General features: G+C 58.5%; 18 protein-coding genes and 1 tRNA gene. 8 read left to right on the forward strand and 11 right to left on the reverse strand.

What is annotated here, in order from left to right:
- Positions 1-67 precede the first annotated feature (67 nt).
- Positions 68-910, forward strand: a complete 843-nt coding sequence (locus RD1_RS11820; protein ID WP_245897329.1) for an SGNH/GDSL hydrolase family protein — start codon at positions 68-70, stop codon at positions 908-910.
- A 54-nt stretch (positions 911-964) separates the two neighbouring features.
- Here the strand turns inward: RD1_RS11820 and RD1_RS11825 are convergent, their stop codons facing one another.
- Both RD1_RS11825 and dddP read right to left on the reverse strand, forming a co-directional pair.
- Positions 965-1,678, reverse strand: coding sequence for a VPLPA-CTERM sorting domain-containing protein (locus RD1_RS11825; RefSeq protein WP_011568739.1), 714 nt, complete (start codon positions 1,676-1,678; stop codon positions 965-967).
- A 227-nt stretch (positions 1,679-1,905) separates the two neighbouring features.
- On the reverse strand, positions 1,906-3,249 hold the full coding sequence (gene dddP, locus RD1_RS11830) for a dimethylsulfonioproprionate lyase DddP (RefSeq protein WP_011568740.1): 1,344 nt from the start codon (positions 3,247-3,249) through the stop codon (positions 1,906-1,908).
- 80 nt (positions 3,250-3,329) lie between these two features.
- Between dddP and RD1_RS21310 the strand changes: the two genes are divergently transcribed.
- Both RD1_RS21310 and RD1_RS21315 read left to right on the forward strand, forming a co-directional pair.
- Positions 3,330-3,848, forward strand: a complete 519-nt coding sequence (locus tag RD1_RS21310) for a heme-dependent oxidative N-demethylase subunit alpha family protein (protein ID WP_254658786.1) — start codon at positions 3,330-3,332, stop codon at positions 3,846-3,848.
- Positions 3,824-4,108 carry a heme-dependent oxidative N-demethylase subunit alpha family protein gene (locus RD1_RS21315; RefSeq protein ID WP_254658791.1) on the forward strand — a complete coding sequence of 95 codons (285 nt, stop codon included), beginning with the start codon at positions 3,824-3,826 and terminating at the stop codon, positions 4,106-4,108. The genes RD1_RS21310 and RD1_RS21315 overlap by 25 nt, the downstream gene beginning before the upstream one ends.
- A gap of 153 nt (positions 4,109-4,261) precedes the next feature.
- On the opposite strand, the gene glnA is transcribed toward RD1_RS21315, so the two are convergent.
- Entirely contained in the window at positions 4,262-5,665 is a 1,404-nt protein-coding gene (gene glnA / locus RD1_RS11840) for a type I glutamate--ammonia ligase (protein WP_011568743.1), read from the reverse strand.
- Between the two features lie 48 nt (positions 5,666-5,713).
- Complete coding sequence (locus RD1_RS11845) at positions 5,714-6,052, reverse strand: P-II family nitrogen regulator (protein WP_011568744.1); 339 nt, start codon at positions 6,050-6,052, stop codon at positions 5,714-5,716.
- A 170-nt stretch (positions 6,053-6,222) separates the two neighbouring features.
- On the opposite strand from RD1_RS11845, the gene RD1_RS11850 reads away from it, so the two are divergent.
- Positions 6,223-6,906, forward strand: coding sequence for an NAD(P)H-hydrate epimerase (locus RD1_RS11850; protein ID WP_044033113.1), 684 nt, complete (start codon positions 6,223-6,225; stop codon positions 6,904-6,906).
- Positions 6,907-6,947: 41 nt separating this feature from the next.
- Positions 6,948-7,805, forward strand: a complete 858-nt coding sequence (locus RD1_RS11855; RefSeq protein WP_044033114.1) for an NAD(P)H-hydrate dehydratase — start codon at positions 6,948-6,950, stop codon at positions 7,803-7,805.
- 88 nt (positions 7,806-7,893) lie between these two features.
- Here the strand turns inward: RD1_RS11855 and RD1_RS11860 are convergent, their stop codons facing one another.
- Positions 7,894-8,424: a Hint domain-containing protein gene (locus tag RD1_RS11860; protein ID WP_011568745.1), complete on the reverse strand. Its 531-nt coding sequence runs from the start codon at positions 8,422-8,424 to the stop codon at positions 7,894-7,896.
- 142 nt (positions 8,425-8,566) lie between these two features.
- Between RD1_RS11860 and RD1_RS11865 the strand changes: the two genes are divergently transcribed.
- Positions 8,567-8,651, forward strand: a tRNA-Leu gene (locus RD1_RS11865).
- 242 nt (positions 8,652-8,893) lie between these two features.
- Here RD1_RS11865 and ssb read toward each other — a convergent pair.
- Entirely contained in the window at positions 8,894-9,394 is a 501-nt protein-coding gene (gene ssb / locus RD1_RS11870; RefSeq protein WP_011568746.1) for a single-stranded DNA-binding protein, read from the reverse strand.
- A gap of 221 nt (positions 9,395-9,615) precedes the next feature.
- Here ssb and RD1_RS11875 point away from each other — a divergent pair, with 221 nt between their 5' ends.
- Complete coding sequence (locus tag RD1_RS11875) at positions 9,616-10,200, forward strand: lytic transglycosylase domain-containing protein (RefSeq protein WP_011568747.1); 585 nt, start codon at positions 9,616-9,618, stop codon at positions 10,198-10,200.
- A gap of 68 nt (positions 10,201-10,268) precedes the next feature.
- Here the strand turns inward: RD1_RS11875 and RD1_RS11880 are convergent, their stop codons facing one another.
- From RD1_RS11880 to miaA, 5 genes are all read right to left on the reverse strand, one after another.
- A complete protein-coding gene (locus RD1_RS11880; RefSeq protein ID WP_011568748.1) occupies positions 10,269-12,359 on the reverse strand; it encodes a dipeptide ABC transporter ATP-binding protein in 2,091 nt (696 codons plus the stop codon).
- Between the two features lie 84 nt (positions 12,360-12,443).
- A complete protein-coding gene (locus tag RD1_RS11885) occupies positions 12,444-13,661 on the reverse strand; it encodes an ABC transporter permease (RefSeq protein WP_011568749.1) in 1,218 nt (405 codons plus the stop codon).
- A gap of 12 nt (positions 13,662-13,673) precedes the next feature.
- Entirely contained in the window at positions 13,674-14,717 is a 1,044-nt protein-coding gene (locus RD1_RS11890) for an ABC transporter permease (RefSeq protein ID WP_011568750.1), read from the reverse strand.
- A 208-nt stretch (positions 14,718-14,925) separates the two neighbouring features.
- Positions 14,926-15,729, reverse strand: a complete 804-nt coding sequence (locus RD1_RS11895) for a helix-turn-helix domain-containing protein (protein ID WP_011568751.1) — start codon at positions 15,727-15,729, stop codon at positions 14,926-14,928.
- Between the two features lie 101 nt (positions 15,730-15,830).
- Positions 15,831-16,718: a tRNA (adenosine(37)-N6)-dimethylallyltransferase MiaA gene (miaA, locus tag RD1_RS11900; protein ID WP_050759083.1), complete on the reverse strand. Its 888-nt coding sequence runs from the start codon at positions 16,716-16,718 to the stop codon at positions 15,831-15,833.
- 93 nt (positions 16,719-16,811) lie between these two features.
- Between miaA and pyrH the strand changes: the two genes are divergently transcribed.
- Positions 16,812-17,540 (forward strand): UMP kinase, encoded by a 729-nt coding sequence (gene pyrH, locus RD1_RS11905; protein ID WP_011568754.1) that lies wholly within the window; start codon positions 16,812-16,814, stop codon positions 17,538-17,540.
- Positions 17,541-17,595 lie beyond the last annotated feature (55 nt).

Below are 17,595 nucleotides of genomic sequence, written 5' to 3' on the forward strand. Positions count from 1 at the left end.
GAGGCGTCGAATGGGAAAAACACGAGGGTGGGTCGTGACCTTGGTGAGGTGCGCGGCAGTGACAGCAATGCTTGCAAGCGGCCCGGCTATGGCGCAGGAGTTCAAGTCGCCTGACATTCTGGTTCTGGGGGACAGTCAGATTTCTTTTGGCTCTGGTCCGGTGTTTGTTGATTTTCTGTCAAATATTGAAGCGCGCTGCGCGCCGAGCGGGCGTGACAAACGGCGCCTGAAAAACTTCGATCCGCAGAATACCGGTGTCATCGGGGTGCGGTCCAGTTCCATTCATTCCTGGACGGCACGGTCGGGTGCCGCCAAGGGGTCCATTTGTGACGTGGATCAGAAGTGGAAGGTGAATGCAGGCACCTATGGTGTTGTGAATAAAACAGATAATCAATTCAAGCAGATGGGGCAGGGGCGAAATTACCAGTTCTGTACAGCCGGAAAATCGCCGTTTGAGGCCATGTTTCAGGAAGGCTATTACGACCCTGATCTTTTGATCCTCAGCTTTCTGGGCAATGCGGCGCGCAGATGGGCCGACAATCCCGACCTTGCCATCAAAGATGCGCAGCGCCTCAGCGCGCACCTGCCTCAGGACTTGCCTTGTGTGTTCATGACCACCGCGCCTGCCTACACCAAGAAGGTGGCAAAGCTGCGCGCGCGTGCGCAGGCCAACATCAAGAGCGCCTTTGCCCAGACCGGCAACCGATGTGTCTTTGTGGAAGGCATCACGCCTGAAACCGTCGCGGCCAATCAATCCACGCCGCGCTTTTTCCGTCGCAATGACGCGGGCAAGGTCAAAGACCCCTATCATCCGAACGAGCGCGGCGCGCGCCACTTCTTTGATCTGCGCGGCCCGGCAATTTGCAAAGCTGTGTTTTCAGCGCTCGGCGGGTCGGGGTCCGGGTCCTGAACACAATAAACGCGACCCAAGGGCCGCGCTTCTCGCTTTGATTTCAACGCAGTTTTACGTGCGGGCTTTTTTGCGGCGCATCGCGGCGAATGCACCCAAGCCACCCAGCAACAGCAGCGAGGACGCGGGCAGCGGAACCGCCGGGACGCCAGCACCTTCAACCAGCAACTGCGATGGATTGCCGTTTGCAGCGGCGTAAACCAGTTTGAACTCACCGCCGGTAAATTCAATCGTACCGGTTCTTGGCGTGGTGCGGATGCCTGTCGGATTTGCGAATGACACCAGTTCGGCCCCATCGTCATAGATCGTGAATCCATCGTCATGGGTCACGCGGGTGTCGAAAGCATTGCTGTACACTTCGGTGAATTCAAAGAGCGTCGTGATCCGGAACGTCGGCTTGCTCAGTTGCAACGCCCCAACGGTCGCATCCAGACCCTGCACGTGACCAACAGGCAGGCCGGTGGTGTTGTGCAAAAAGAACTCGGAGATTGTCTCGGCGTCGCCATTCACCGGCCCCAGATTGTCGATGAAGAAATTCAGATCACCCGTGTAGGTGAACGTGTCGCGGTCCACGCCGTCGGTTGCGGCATCAAAGCGCGTGTCGAAATTATCCTGCGAGGCAATTGCGACGGAGCTTTTCTGCTTCGTGTCATAGGCAAAGTTGACCACACGCACATCGAAGGTGCCCGAAAGCGTGGCCGCTTGCGCGCCAATACCTGCTGAGAAAAATGCGATGGCTGTTGCGGCAAATGTATGTGCGATTTTCACGGTGACGTTCCTTACGAGTTACTTGGTTCACGGATCACTGAAACCCCATACTTCGGGGCGGCGTTGTGGCCTTCTACCACGGCAGCGCCGTGCGGCCATCAAAAGGTAAAGCTATAGTTAACGCGAGGAGTGCGCTGTGAGGGATCGCCCCGCCAGTGCCACGCGCGCCAAGGTGTCACGCGAATGGACCCATTTCAGGTCGGTGCATGACGTTTGCTCTTGCTGCGCTACTCAACGCCCATCAAGGCCGGATCGAACGGATACTTTGTGAGGTTTTCATAGCCGTCCTCAGTGATCAGGACCTGATCCTCCAGTTTGATCGAGAAATCACCGCCTTCCTCGCTGATCAAGGCCTCAACACAGAGTGTCATGCCCGGCTCCAGCGGGTAATCATAGGCGCCCGCGACCGCATGATCCGGATAGGCCACCAGCGGCCATTCATCACACAGGCCAACGCCGTGCATCAGACAGCCGTATTTCTGTTTCTGAAACTTCGCGTCCAGCACATGAGTATTCGCAGACAGTTCCGGGATCATCACGCCGGGTTTGAGCATCTCCATATTTGTTCGGATGTGCTCGACCCCATGCTGCATCGCGTAGATCATGTCAGCGCGTGGTTTTTGATCCCCGATCCACCAGCTGCGCGAAATATCCGTGCAGATGCCATAGGCACCCACCAGATCAGTGTCGAAGGAGATGATCTCGTTGCGTTGGCACACGCGCGGGCCACATTCCTGAAACCACGGGTTTGAACGCGGCCCGGAAGCCAGCAGGCGGGTTTCGATCCACTCGCCGCCCCGGCGCACGTTTTCGCTGTGCAGGATGGCCCAGATGTCATTCTCACAGGTGACGCCATCGCCGACCTTGCTGCGGGCGAAATCCTCCATCTTGCGCACAGCCACCTCGCAGGCATGTGAGGCGCAGCGCATCGCGCGGATCTCATCCGGACCTTTGACAGAACGGGCTTTTTCAGTGACCTCTTCCCCGTCCATGATCTCGAAACCCTGCGCCTGCAGCGCGCGTAAACCGTGCAGCATGACCTTATCGACCGCCAGCCGTCGCAATCCCGGGGCATGGTCGCGCAAGAGAATGCGCACCTCGTTTGCAAAAACATCCGCCGCCACATCCACCTTGTCGCCCCGGTCGAAATAGAACAGATCGGCCCCGGCGCGTTGTTCTCGTACCAGCGGGTTGAATTCACTCAGAAAAGGGGAGTTCTTGTAATCCCACATGACCATATAGCCATCCGCACAGAGCAGCGTCGCGCGAAACGGATTATGCGTGTTCCAAAGCTGCATATTGGTGCTGTCGGTGGCATAGCGGATGTTGAGCGGGTCAAACATCAGCAAGCCGGCATAGCCGCGTGCCACGACATGATCCGTGAGGCGACGGTGACGAAATCGGCGCATCGCAGCCAGATCGGGCAGGTCCAATCTTGCGGTGTGCCACTCTGCAAAGGCCAACTGCGTCGGGCCGATTTCGACCCTGTTCATGTCATTTGGCGAGCCATCGCCAAGGGTTGCGCCGCGGCTGGGATCAATCTTGCGTGTTGCGTTGAAATGACGGTTCATCGCGTGGGTCCTGTCGCTTTTCTGGATTTGAGGGTTCCAGTAATTTGACGTGGTTGGTTGTAAGATACCGACGTTTTGGGGTGTCGTTTTTTGCTGACAAGGCCGGTGCAACTGCGCATATCTGCGCCATGGTTGAGGTTTTACACAAAGCGATGCCGCAGGATTTGCAGGCAACAAACCCGCTGCCCGGCATGAGGCCGCTGAAGGACGGCCAATGGCTGCGTGTCGATGAAGCTTATGCGTCCCAGATGGCCTATCGGCGCAGGCTCATCGCAGAGCGCCGTGACGACGTGCTGTGGCAAAGCGATGCCGCCTGCGCGGCCATCGCGGAGCTTTTTGACAGGGTTCAGGAAAAGCTGCCGTCGCTGGGCTTTGGCCGCGCGGGGCATCAGATTCACTGCCCTGATGGGGTGGTGATAGATGATCAACAGGACGGTGCGCTCGCCATTTTGGGCAAGACCCTGCAGGAGGATTTCTGCATTTTGCAAAAGCAGGGGGACGAGCATGTTCTGACCGCTGCGGCTTCTTTTGCTTTCCAGCCAGTTGGACGCTGGCCGAAAAAGCAGGGCGGCCCCTGTCAGACATCCACGCACCGGTAAAGGATTACACGGCGGACATCGCGAAAAGAGTTCAACGCATGTTCAATGCGGTGCGCGCCGAACAACCGCTGTGGCGCAACAATATGTTGGGCTATGCGGACCCGGACCTGTTTCAGCCGCGCCGTGAAGATGATCCCGACCGGCAGGCAGGCAAGGCCGAAACATCCCCCTACATGCGCGCCGAAAGGCAGTGCATCCTGCGCCTGCCCAAGACCAGCGCTTTGGTGTTTACGATTCACAGCTATGTAGTGAAGTCCTGAAGTATCAGGGTGTTACGACTCCTTTCTAATGTGATATTGGCGTCGGCATCTCCTGAGAGTTCAGCGCAACGCAATCTCAAGGGATGGCCAGGGATGCAAAAAAGGCGCCCCGTGAGGCGCCTTTGATTTGCAACGGTACAGCCCGATAGTGACTTAGCAGCTGTAATACATGCCAAATTCGACCGGGTGCGGCGTGTGTTCGTATGTCTCGATCTCTTCCATTTTCAGCTCGATGTATCCTTCGATCTGATCCTTGGTAAAGACGTCACCCGCCAGCAGGAAGTCCATGTCCGCCTGAAGCGATTCAATTGCTTCGCGCAGCGATCCGCAGACTGTGGGGATCCCGGCCAACTCCTCAGCAGGCAGATCATAGAGGTTTTTGTCCATGGCCTCGCCGGGGTCGATTTTGTTCATGATACCGTCCAGCCCTGCCATCAGCAGTGCCGCAAAGCACAGGTACGGGTTCGCCGCCGGATCCGGGAAGCGTGCCTCGACGCGCTTGGCCTTCGGGTTTTCGGTCCATGGAATACGCACGCAGCCTGACCGGTTGCGGGCGGAATAGGCACGCAGTACCGGCGCTTCAAACCCCGGGATCAGGCGTTTGTAGCTGTTCGTCGCCGGGTTGGTGAAGGCGTTCAGCGCCTTGGCGTGCTTTAGGATGCCGCCGATGTAATACAGCGCTTCCTGGCTCAGGTCCGCGTATTTGTCGCCCGCAAAGAGCGGCTTGCCATCTTTCCAGATCGACATGTTGCAGTGCATGCCCGTGCCGTTATCGCCATAGATCGGCTTGGGCATGAAGGTTGCGGATTTGCCATAGGCGTGGGCCACGTTGTGGATCACATATTTGTATTTCTGCAACTCATCCGCCTGTTTGGTCAGGCTGCCAAAGATCAGGCCCAACTCGTGCTGACAGGACGCAACCTCGTGATGGTGCTTGTCCACTTTCATGCCCAGACGTTTCATCGTCGACAACATTTCGGAACGCAGGTCCTGGGATTCGTCAATCGGGTTGACCGGGAAATAGCCACCCTTGACGCCGGGGCGGTGGCCCATGTTGCCCATCTCATAATCCGTATCTGTGTTCCACGATGCATCCACCGCATCAACTTCGTAAGATACCTTGTTGATCGAATTGGAGTATTTGACGTTGTCAAACAGGAAGAATTCCGCCTCGGGGCCCCAGTAGGACACATCACCAATGCCCGATGATTTCAGAAACGCTTCGGCTTTCTGCGCTGTCGAGCGTGGGTCACGCTCATAGGGTTCGCCGGTATCCGGCTCCACGATCGAGCAATGCAGGCACACGGTTTTTTCTGCATAGAACGGGTCGACATAGGCGCTTTCCACATCCGGCATCAGTTTCATGTCGGAGTTTTCGATCGACTTCCAACCGGCAATCGAGGAACCGTCAAACATGAAGCCTTCTTCGAGGAAGTCTTCGTCCACCTCATCAGCGATGACCGTGACGTGCTGCAGCTTGCCGCGGGGGTCGGTAAAGCGGATATCGACGTATTCAACACCTTCGTCCGCAATCATCTTCAGTAGTTCTTTGCTCATTCTCGGATATCCCTTTTTTCTGGAATGGTCGTGTGGGGCCGCTTGGGTTCAGAGCGCGTCTGACCCGGTCTCGCCTGTGCGGATGCGGATGGTTTGTTCAACGGGGGTGACGAAGATCTTGCCGTCACCGATCTTTTCAGTTTTCGCGGCGGATACGATCGCTTCAATGGCGCTTTCCACCATGTCGTCGTCCAGAACGATTTCGATTTTCACCTTGGGCAGGAAATCGACAACATATTCGGCCCCGCGATAAAGTTCGGTATGACCCTTCTGGCGCCCAAAACCCTTGACCTCTATGACGGACAGGCCTTGTACACCAACTTCTTGCAGCGCTTCTTTGACTTCGTCCAATTTGAACGGTTTAATCACTGCCTCGATCTTTTTCATTGTGGGCCTCCCTCAGCGGTTTTCTAGAGTTTGCAGATCATTTTGATGTGCGACGGTCCATGGATAGACCTGAGTAGGCTTGGAAATGATGTGTTAATCCATCAGTGCCGCTTATTTTTGCGGCGTGATGCACAAATATTGGGCGAAACTGAATCGCCGGGAGGATTCGATTGCCGGAAATCCTGACATCTCTGGAAATGCGCGCCTTGGAAAACGCCGCCATCGACTCAGGTCGAGTCACCGGTTTGGAATTGATGGAGCGGGCCGGGTGCAGCGTGATCGATGCGCTTTTTTCCAGTAAACCGGAGCTTGCAACAGGGTCACATCGTGCCACGGTCCTGTGCGGTCCCGGCAATAACGGCGGCGATGGGTTGGTCATTGCGCGCCTGTTGCTTGAGCGGGGCTGGCCGGTCACTGTGTTTCTTTACGCCGACCCCGCAAAGATGCCGCAGGATGCACACCGCAATCTCAACAGGTGGGTCGAATTGCCAACAGGGTGTACGCAGCGGCTTTCTTTTCCGACGGTCACGCCGCAAGAAGCAGAGAGTTTCGCAGCCACCGCTTTTTGTAACCCACCGGCGCGCGTTGTTGTGGATGCGCTTTTCGGCATTGGCTTGAACCGACCCTTGCGCGGGCTGCAACCGGTTTTGGCTGCCTGCCATGAGCATCGGCGCGCGGCATATTTTGTCGCTGTCGACGTCCCTTCCGGTCTGGGTGAGCGCGGGCCGATGGACGCTGCGCAGCGTTCGGTATTTCCCGCAGATCTGACAGTTACTTTTCACAGACGAAAGCAGGCGCATCAAAATGGCCTGTCATATTGCGGCAAGAATATGGTTCAAGACATTGGTCTTTGAGCTCTGTATCTATAATCGCACGCGCAAACATAGGGCACATCATGGCCATCAACACGATCAATGAATCAAACCTGCCGCTGGAACTGTTACAGAAACAACAGGGGCACAAGTTCGATCACGGCCATGCGCTCGTCCTGTCGGGAGGTGCGGGTAAAACCGGGGCTGCGAGGCTTGCCGCCATGGCCGCGTTGCGGATCGGGGCGGGGGTGGTCAGCCTGGGGACGCCGCCAGCGGCGATGCTGGAGGTCGCGACGCATATCTCGGCCTTGATGGTCAGAAAAATCGCGACACCGCATGATGTGCAAACGGCCCTGTCGGACAAGCGGATATCGGCGATTTGCGTCGGGCCTGGTTTTGGGACAGCGTCGGCACAAGCAGCGCTCATCAAGGAGGTGTTGACATCCAAGCGCCCCACTGTGCTGGACGCCGATGCGCTTACCGTTCTGGCGGCAAATCCGGACCTGCGTGGGCTGTTGCACCCGGCTTGCGTCTTGACGCCACATGCGGGGGAGTTTGCGCGGCTGTTTGGAGGCGGTTGCGGGGATGCGTCCGTCGACGAACGTGCTGAAACAACGGTCAGGGCCGCCCGGAACGTCGGCTGCACATTGGTGTCAAAGGGAGAGAACACGCTGATTGCCGATCAGGGTGAACAGGTTTTCCTGCATCAGGCAAGCGGCGCGCGCGCGGCGCCATGGCTGGCGACAGCCGGGTCGGGCGATGTTCTTGCGGGCTTCATTGCCGGTTTGCTGGCGCGCGGGGTTACACCAATGGCGGCGGCGAAAATCGCAGTATGGCTGCATGTGGAATGCGCAATCACATTTGGCCCCGGGTTGATCGCGCAGGACCTGCCGGAAGTCCTGCCCCGCGTTTTGCAACAACTGTTTGTCCATCGCGAATGACGAGGCACTGGAGGTATCCAGAACCATCTAACAATTTGAAATATTGTGTTTAAAGCGGCGTCAGATGGTTGAAGTCTTTCGCAGCGCTTTAGTTCAGCGCGGGCGTAGGTATTGATGTATCCGCCGTGCCAAGCTCCATACCATCAGCATAGAGCACCTGCGGCGCTGAACAGAAAACACTGTAAAGGGTCAGGGTTTGAAGCCCCACGTCCCTGACGAATTCCCCGTCAACCAATCTGTCGACTGTCACCATTGTTTCCGGCGCACCTGCAAAGGCCCGCGCGCGCCAGTCTCTCAGCAGAACCGTTTGCGAGGCGGGCAGGAGGCTGTCGAGGTCGGGTTGATGATGCCCCAGCGACCCGGCGATGATATACACGGCGGGAACAACCATGCTTCGCTGCTCGATCAAACGTATAGGCACCGCGCCTTGGCCTCGCGTGATGACGTAGTCGCCGGGGCGCAGGTCTTCGATCCGGCGCGCGCCTTTCATCGTCAGGATACGCGCGCCATAGACAAATCCGGGCATGCTCCAGAGCGCATGCGGACTTTCAAGCGCCGCCACCGGGGGAGCCGCCAAACACTTGTCTTTTGCAGATCGCGCGATCGTCTTTTGCGTCATTGAGATGCCCTTTGAGGTGCCCATGGACGAAATATCGCTAAAATTTGATACTAAAGCTTTAACGCGATCACTGAATTTTGGGTCTCGCCACTGGGCTTGTGGTTTGCTAGTAGATTCCGAAGGCTAGCAAAAGCGGTCTCGTGCGGGTGTGGCGGAACTGGTAGACGCACCAGATTTAGGTTCTGGCGCCGCAAGGCGTGGGGGTTCAAGTCCCTTCACCCGCACCATCAATCCTGTAGATATCAGCAAGACGCCCTCAGGCGCAGCGCAAATCTTGTGTGCTGTTAAGCCGGATGCGGTGACATGGTTTTTGAGGGCCTATCGTTTCAAACTCGATAGGCCGTTTTTTTTGAATCCATATCGCGTGATACAAAGGCAAGCGGTCCGCGCGTATCGCGCCAAACCTGACATACGCATCACAGTGCGTGTTTTTATCTGCTCAACGCCGCTTCGCCCGCCATAATACGCATCAGAACGGAATTTCATCATCCAGATCGCGCGAAGGTGCCGGGCTTGGCGCGTTTCCACCGCCACCGTAACTGTCGCCGCCACGGTCGTCATAACCCATCTGGCCACCACCGCCGCCGCCTCCGTAGTTCCCGCCACCCCCGCCGGAGTCGCGACCGTCAAGCATGGTCAGCGTGGACGAGTACGGCCGCAGCACAACTTCGGTGGAATAGCGATCCTGCCCGGATTGATCCTGCCACTTGCGCGTCTCCAGCTGCCCCTCAAGGTACACTTTGGAGCCCTTGCGCAGATACTGTTCGGCCACGCGCGCAAGGGGTTCAGAGAAAATGGCCACCGAATGCCACTCGGTACGTTCCTTACGCTCGCCGGTGTTGCGGTCTTTCCACGTTTCGGAGGTGGCAATCCGCAGGTTGCACACTTTGCCGCCGTTCTGAAAGCTGCGGACCTCAGGGTCACGCCCCAGATTGCCGATAAGGATTACTTTGTTTACAGAGCCGGCCATGATGCCCCCTTTATTGCTCGTTCTTATGGCGCTGCGCGGATCAACGGATTTGCCGAATCTTAACGCAGAAAAATTTTGTAAAACCATAGTTGTTTCGTGGGTCTTAAACCATGGTAAACGCCTGAAGGGAACGGTCCAACGCACAGGATCGCGCAAGGGCTGGCAAATGCATGACAATTTGCTATGTTCTGCCAAACTGTGAGAAGGTTGAAACTCCACCTATGATGAAATCTATTTTGGTTTCCTTGGCGATCCTCGTTTTTGCAGCACCCATGGCACAGGCGCAGACCGTTTCCTCAAAGAGCCGCAGCAAGCTTTTTGAATCGCAAACCAGCGTTCTGGATACACGTGCCGCGGGGCAATATAAGAATTCCGTGCGTTTGCAGCCCCCCTCGGTGATCACGCCGAGCAAATGGAACCTGCTGCAATACACCGGAGCCTATCGTGGCGAGTTTCTGGAAATGGCGCGTGCGGCGGCGCGCAAACACCGCATTCCCGAAGATCTGTTTCTGCGACTTGTCCAACAGGAATCGGGCTGGAACCCGACGGCCAAATCGCACAAGGGCGCTCTGGGGCTGGCCCAGCTGATGCCTGCGACGGCGCGCTATTTGCGCGTTGACCCGCTGGACCCGGAAGAGAACCTCGAAGGGGGCGCGCGGTATCTGCGCAAACAATATGATCGGTTCAAATCATGGCGGCTGGCATTGGCGGCGTATAACGCGGGGCCGAATGCTGTGAAACGCCACGGCGGCATTCCGCCCTACAAGGAAACCCAGAACTACGTCCGGATCATCGCGGGCGGCTGATGCCCCGGTTATGGCGTGCCCTTTGCACAGCCCGGCGCCGCACCGGCGCAACGGGTGGCCTTTGCCGTTTACTCCGCAGCGACGCCGACCTCGATCACAGGCTCCATAGTGGCAAGCTGATCGTCGCTCAGGTGACATTTCAGCTGATGGTTGCCGGGAAGGGTGCGCATCGGCGGCACTTCCTTTTCGCACAGGCCACCGGGCACTTTCGATTTCCAGCCGCAGCGCGTCTGGAACGGACAGCCTGAGGGCGGGTTCATGGCCGAGGGAATATCGCCCTCCAGCACGATGTGCTTCTTCTTGACGCTGGTATCCGCGATGGGCACCGCCGAAAGCAGCGCTTCGGTATAGGGGTGGTAGGGGGGCGCAAAGACCTGATCTGTGGTGCCCAGCTCCACCACATGGCCCAGATACATCACCATCACCCGGTCGCTGAGGTAGCGCACGATGGACAAATCGTGGCTGATGAACAGCAGCGTGGTCTTGTGCTCGCGCTGGATTTCCATCAGCAGATCGGTGACCGCCGCCTGCACTGATACATCAAGGGCAGAAACAGGTTCATCGGCCACCACGATACGCGCATCCCCCGCAAAGGCGCGCGCGATCCCCACGCGCTGCTTTTGCCCGCCCGACAGCTGGCGCGGCATCCGGGTGGCGAAGGCGCGCGGCAGTTTCACCAGATCGAGCAGCTTGAGCATCCGTTCATTCCGCTCGCTCTCGTTTGAGCCGATCCCAAAGATCTCAAGCGCGCGGATGATCTGCCGCCCGACCGTCATCGACGGGTTGAGCGTGTCGAACGGGTTCTGGAACACCATCTGAACATCGGCGACGGTCTGCGTGTCGCGCTCCTCGATGGGGGTGTCCTGAATGGGGTGGTTGCCCAGCGTGATCGTGCCTTCGGTCGCGGTTTCCAGCCCCATCAGCACCTTGGCAAAGGTGGATTTACCGCAGCCGGATTCGCCCACGATGGCCAGTGTTTCGGATTCGCGCGCCTCGAAACTCAGGGTTTCATTGGCTTTGACCACCTTTTTGTCGCCACCGCCAAAGATCGCATTGGCGGCCACCTCATAGTATTTCTTGAGGTTTTCCATCCTGAGCACCACATCGCCAATTTCGCCCTTGGTCTTGACCTCGGCGAGTTCCAGCGGCGCATCCCAGTCGATTTCCCGGAATTTCACGCAGCGCGTGGCGTGGCGGTCATGCCCCTCCACGTCCTCCATCACAAGCGTGCCCTGATCGCAGCGCCCCGCTTCGAAATAGTCACAGCGGGGGCCAAAGTTGCATCCCGGCGGGCGTTCATGGGGCAGGGGGAAGTTGCCGGGGATCGCCACCAGCGGGCGCGCGTTCTTGTCGGCTCCCGGCAGCGGGATGGACCGGAAGAGCGCCTGCGTATAGGGGTGCTGCATGCGGTCAAAGACGTCTTCGATCGAGCCGCGTTCAACCGCCTCACCGGAATACATCACGCAGATGCGGTCGCAGGTCTCAAGCACAAGCCCAAGGTTGTGGCTGATGAACAGCATCGAGGTGCCGTATTTGCGCCCGAGGTCCTTGACCAGTTCGACGATGGCCGCCTCGACCGTGACGTCAAGCGCCGTGGTGGGTTCATCGAGGATCAGCAGCGATGGCTCCGACATCAGCGCCATGGCGATCACGATGCGCTGCTGCTGCCCGCCCGACAGCTGGTGCGGGTAAGATCCCAAAATGCGTTTCGGGTCCGGCAGTTTCACATCGGTCACAACCTGCAAGGCGCGATCATAGGCGTCCTTTTCCGACGTCCCCTGATGGATCATCGGCACTTCCATCAACTGTCGGCCGATCTTCATCGCCGGGTTCAGCGACGCCATCGGTTCCTGATAGATCATGGCAATTTCCGAGCCACGAATGCTGCGCAACTCATCCGTGCTCATCTCGCCAAGGTCGCGCCCCTTGAACTTGATCGAGCCCCCAACCACCCGGCCATTCTTGCCGAGGTCCTGCATGACGCCGAGCGCCACCGTCGATTTGCCACAGCCCGATTCCCCCACCAGACCCACCGCCTCGCCGGGTTGCACATGCACCGAGAAATCCATGACAGCAGGGATTTCCCGCAGCCGGGTGAAAAAGGAGATCGACAGCTTGTCGATTTCCAGAATAGGACCCTCAAAGTCATCTTTTGTCATTTCGGTCTCCTTGTTGGAGCGCGCCTGCATTTGCGGCGCATCATGTTTCCGGGGGCGCGCGGGACAGAGCTGCGCAGCCCCAAATCAATCACGCAAGCTTTCCTCGCGCAGCCCATCCGCCAGCAGGTTCAAACCCAGCACGAGCGTCAGCAGCGCGACCGCCGGGGCAATGGCCGCGTGCGGATAAAGCGCCAGCAAGCGTCGACCGGCGTTGATCGTGCTGCCCCAGTCGGGGCTTTCGGATGCAAGACCCAGACCAAAGAAGCCCAAGGTGCCCAGCAGAATGGTCGTGTAGCCGATCCGCAGGCAGAAATCGACGATCAGCGGTCCGCGGGCATTGGGCAGGATTTCCCACAGCATGATGTACCACGGTCCCTCGCCGCGAGTCTGTGCCGCCGCGACATAGTCGCGCGTCTTGATGTCCATCGCGAGGCCGCGCACGATCCGGAACACGGTGGGCGAGTTCACAAAGACCACCGACACAAAGACCACGAGGATACCGGCGTCGATGTCAAAGAGGTCCAAAGACGCAGGCAACCCCGGTATCGAATAGGTCGGCGTGGCAACCACGGACCCACCAGAGGATACCAGCGACAGATAGAGCCAGCCCAAAAGCCCCAGAACACCAATGAGCAGCGGCGTTCTGATTTTCGGCTGCGTGTAGTAGCGTGAGTTGAGCAGGATACACACAAAGACTAGCGGAAAGATGAACAGGAACAGTGCCATATAGTTGGGGATGCCCGTCAGGACGATCTCCGGCGTGACCAGCAGGTAGAACAACAGGATCACCGGGAAGGCGAGGATGAGGTTCGCCAGAAACGACAGCACCGTGTCCAGACGCCCGCCGTAATAGCCCGCAGGCAGCCCCAGCGTGATCCCCACCATAAAGGCGAAGAGTGTGGCGATGGGCGCGATCTGCACCACGATCCACGCGCCTTTGATGATCCGGCTGAACACATCGCGCGCAAGGTTATCACCGCCCAGCAGAAAATAGGCGTATTCGCCCTCTTCGGCACCGCGCATCGGCGTGCCGGGGATTTTGTTCTTCATCCCCGAAATCTGGCTGAGCGGGTCATGCGTGACCAGCATATCGAACGGACCACCGAGGATCCCCACGAATACCCAGAACATGACGAGGGCAAAGCCGATCATGCCGATCCGGCTGTCAAACAATTTGCCATAAAGGCCAAGCCTGCGTTTATAGACGATCGAAATCGTAAAGAGCGCGATCAGCGACACCCAGACGGGCATCAACTGTATGCCCATGCGGACAATGATACTGCCCCAGGAAAGTTCTTCCATGACCAGCCCCCCTTACGTGATACGAATGCGTGGATTGAGGTAGACGTAGCCGATATCGGATATCAACTGCGTGACCAGAACCACGAAAACAGAAACGACAGACACGGCGAGCAACAGTTCAATGTCATTGTTGGATGCCGCCTGCACCAACAACCAGCCGAAGCCCTTGTAGTTGAACAGGGTTTCGACGATCACGACGCCGTTGAGCAGCCAGGGAAACTGCAGCATGATCACCGTGAATGGCGCGATCAGCGCGTTGCGCAACGCGTGTTTCAAGACAATGTCGGAAAACTTGACACCCTTGAGCCGGGCCGTGCGGATGTATTGCGCGGTCATCACCTCGGTCATGGACGCCCGCGTCATCCGTGCGATGTAGCCCATGCCATAGAGGGAAATGGTCAGTACCGGCAGGGTGAAATTCTCAAATGTGGCGTTCTCCATCGCGGAGGTGGCCGACCCTTTGAACCACTTCAGCCCAAAGGCGGAGGAGGCGAAAACCGCGATAAAGATCACGCCCGACACATATTCCGGCGTCGCGGTCGAGGCGATGGAAAACGTCGACAGGGAGCGGTCGAGCTTTGATCCTTCGCGCATCCCCGCCAGAACCCCCACAATCAGCGCCATGGGCACCATCACCAGCATCACCGCGAACATCAGCTTGCCGGTGAGCGCCAGCCGGGTCGCGACAATGCTGCCCACCTCGTCCTTGAACACGGTTGAGAACCCCCAGTCCCCCTGCAGCACGCCGCAATAGGTCGGGCGCTCCGCTTCGGGTGTGTCCGTGGCAAAGCAGCGCCCGGTGATCGTGCCGTCTTCTTCATGGATCCAGCCGGGCATGACGCCCAGCCATTGGCCAAATTTGACGGGCAGGGGCTGCAGGTAGCCGTTCTTGTCCAGATAACTTGTGACAGCCTCATCCGACATGCGGAAATTGCCTTGGGTCTTTGCCAGCTTTTCAAGGTTTGGGTAGAGATTTGTCAGCCAGAACACGATGAAGGTGAGGCAGAGCGCCGTCAGCAACATCACGCCCAACCGTCTGAGTATGAATAGTCCCATTAATACCCCTGTTGTCAGGATGTGGCGCGTGGGCCGCACCGGTTTTCAGGCCGTTATTTGCCCGTTTTTGTTAATCCTGCGCAGTGAGGCATGAATCCGGGGGGCGCGTCAATGGAGGCCAGCGCCCTAAAATTGCAATTTTGCGACATAGTTCACGTCGCAAATGGGACAGGTGGGCCGCCGCGTGGTCGAGAGGTTGCAAACCTGTTCAGGCGGCGTTTTGAGGTTTAGTTGCAGCGCGTCGCAGGGCGGAGGGCGTTGATCTGGTGTGATGCACCATGAAGCGCGTGAAATAGGCAGCACTGCCAAACCCGAGAAAACGGGCGATATCCTGCGCCGGAACAGTCGTATTGGTCAGTAACTGGCGCGCCTCATATAAAATCCGATCGGTCAGCAAATCTGCGGCCGTCCGGCCCGTGGCCGCCTTGCAGGCGCGGGTCAGGTGGGTCGGCGTCACCTGCAGTGCTTCGGCGTGATCCGCCATGGTCATGGGTTGATGAAAGTGCTTTGAAATTCGCGCCGCATAGGCCGATGTCAGGCGCGCCGCCGCATTCGGGCGCGCAGCGATATGTTCCTCCAGCGCAAGTTGGCGCTGCAGCCAGATGGAAATCAGGCCGCCATGCGCGCTCAACGCGGCCTCCATCAGGGGGCGGGCGGTTTGCTGCTCGCGCGCGGCAGCTTCGATCAAACCGGTCAACTCCCCCATCGCGCTGGCATCACGGATCCGCAGTTGCGAGGGTGTCTGCGGAAAATCCAGTGTCGACCCTTCGGGCAGGACAACGACCTGACCCATCGCCTGCCTGCCAAGGTCCAGTGCGAACAGATGGCGGGCCGGGACCAGAATGGCATTATGGGCACCCACGCCGCGACGCTGCCCATCCAGCAGCAATCGACCCTGTCCGCGCGTCACCCAGATCAGCAACTGTTCGGGACGGTCATGCGGCAAGGAGAGCCGCCAGTCCTGCCCGGCCGACAGTTGTGCCAGCGTTTGAATTCTCAGATCAGCAATCATTCCTGATTTTCTCGCAAAAGTTGAATAGTGTCAAATGAACGCCCCGAATTTCGCCAATCAGCGGCATGAAAGTTCTCTTTTTGAAAGTGCTGTGGCCGATTTCAAGGCATGTAAGCGGACCAATGCCGCATTTTTGAGCGAAACCACGTGCGTTGCCGTTTGGCATATTGACGTGTTGCGGTGATGGCGGCCTCGCGCGCGGCTTCCAGCGAAATCTGACCTTTGAGATGGGCGATCAACTCCGGTGCGCCGATGGCCCGATGCGCGGGCAGGGTGGGGTCATAGTCCGGCAGGACGCGGCGGGCCTCTTCCAGGGCACCTGCCGCCAGCATCAGGTCAAATCGCTTTTCGATGCGCGCGTTCAGCACTTCTTTGTCCACGTCGAAAACGATTGCCTGCGCCGCTGACAGGGGCAGGGCAGGCGCCCCGGTTTCATCCTGCCATGCCGCCAGCCCGCGCCCGGTTGCCATTTGGACCTCCCAGGCACGTTGCACCCGCGCGCGGTTGGCGTTGTCGATTCTGTCGCGGGTCCGGGCGTCCAGCGCTGCCAGCATCTCGGCCCGTTCCAGACGATCCCCCTTTGCGCGGATTTCTGCCGGTGTGGGCGGGATATCTGCAAGGCCCCGCGTCAGGGCAGTGAAGTACAACCCTGTGCCCCCGACAATGATCGGGCGCGCTTCGCCAGCCAAATACGGCATCACATCGCGCAACCAATGCCCGGCGGAATAGCGCACCTTCGCATTCAGATGGCCATAGAGCGCGTGTGGCGTTTGCCGTTCTTCGTCCGGCGCGGGGCGGGCGGTCAACACCCGCCAGCAATCATACCCCTGACTGGCGTCGGCATTCACGATCACCCCGCCCTGTTCGGCGGCAATCCGCAAGGCCAGCGCGGATTTGCCGGACGCTGTTGGCCCGGCAATCAACACCGGTTTCTCCGGCACCAGCATTCCCATCACCGTCTGATGGTTCAATACGAGGCGTTCGTCCATTTTTTACGCGCCCTTGAAAGTTCGGTGCATTGCAGTTCCCGCGGTTTTGGGACATTTTGCGCGCAAAGACAAATCACCGATCAGGAGCCGCCCATGACAACGCCCGAACCTCAGGCCGCCTTTAAGCGCGTTATGCTTAAAATCTCGGGGGAAGCGTTGATGGGGGATCAGGGATTTGGGCTGCACCCGCCGACAGTGGAGCGGGTCGCGCGCGAGGTGCAGTCGGTCCACGCGCTTGGTGTCGAGATCTGCATGGTGATCGGCGGTGGCAATATCTTTCGCGGCCTGCAGGGCTCTGCGCAGGGGATGGAGCGGACAACCGCCGATTACATGGGCATGTTGGCCACGGTGATGAACGCGCTGGCGATGCAATCGGCGCTGGAGGGCCTTGGTATTCACACGCGGGTGATTTCGGCGATCACGATGAACGAGGTGGCAGAACCCTACATCCGCCGCCGCGCCGTGCGCCATCTTGAGAAAAAGCGCGTGTGCATTTTTGCCGCCGGCACCGGGAACCCCTATTTCACCACGGACACCGCCGCCACCTTGCGCGCAAACGAAATGTCCTGCGAGGCGATTTTCAAGGGTACCAAGGTGGATGGGGTCTATGACAAGGACCCCGCAAAATTCGCGGATGCCAAACGCTATGACACTGTCACCTATGATGATGTGCTGGCAAAACGGCTGGGGGTGATGGATGCCTCTGCCATTGCGCTGGCGCGGGATAACAACTTGCCCATCATCGTGTTTTCGCTGGATGAACCGGGCGGGTTTCGCGGCATTCTGGCCGGTGAGGGCACCTATACGCGGGTTCAGGACTAGCGGCGCCTTCGGACACGGCGGCGCTGTACACTCCGCACCCGAGCAGATTATAACT

The organism is Roseobacter denitrificans OCh 114, assembly GCF_000014045.1.
Taxonomy (GTDB): domain Bacteria; phylum Pseudomonadota; class Alphaproteobacteria; order Rhodobacterales; family Rhodobacteraceae; genus Roseobacter; species Roseobacter denitrificans.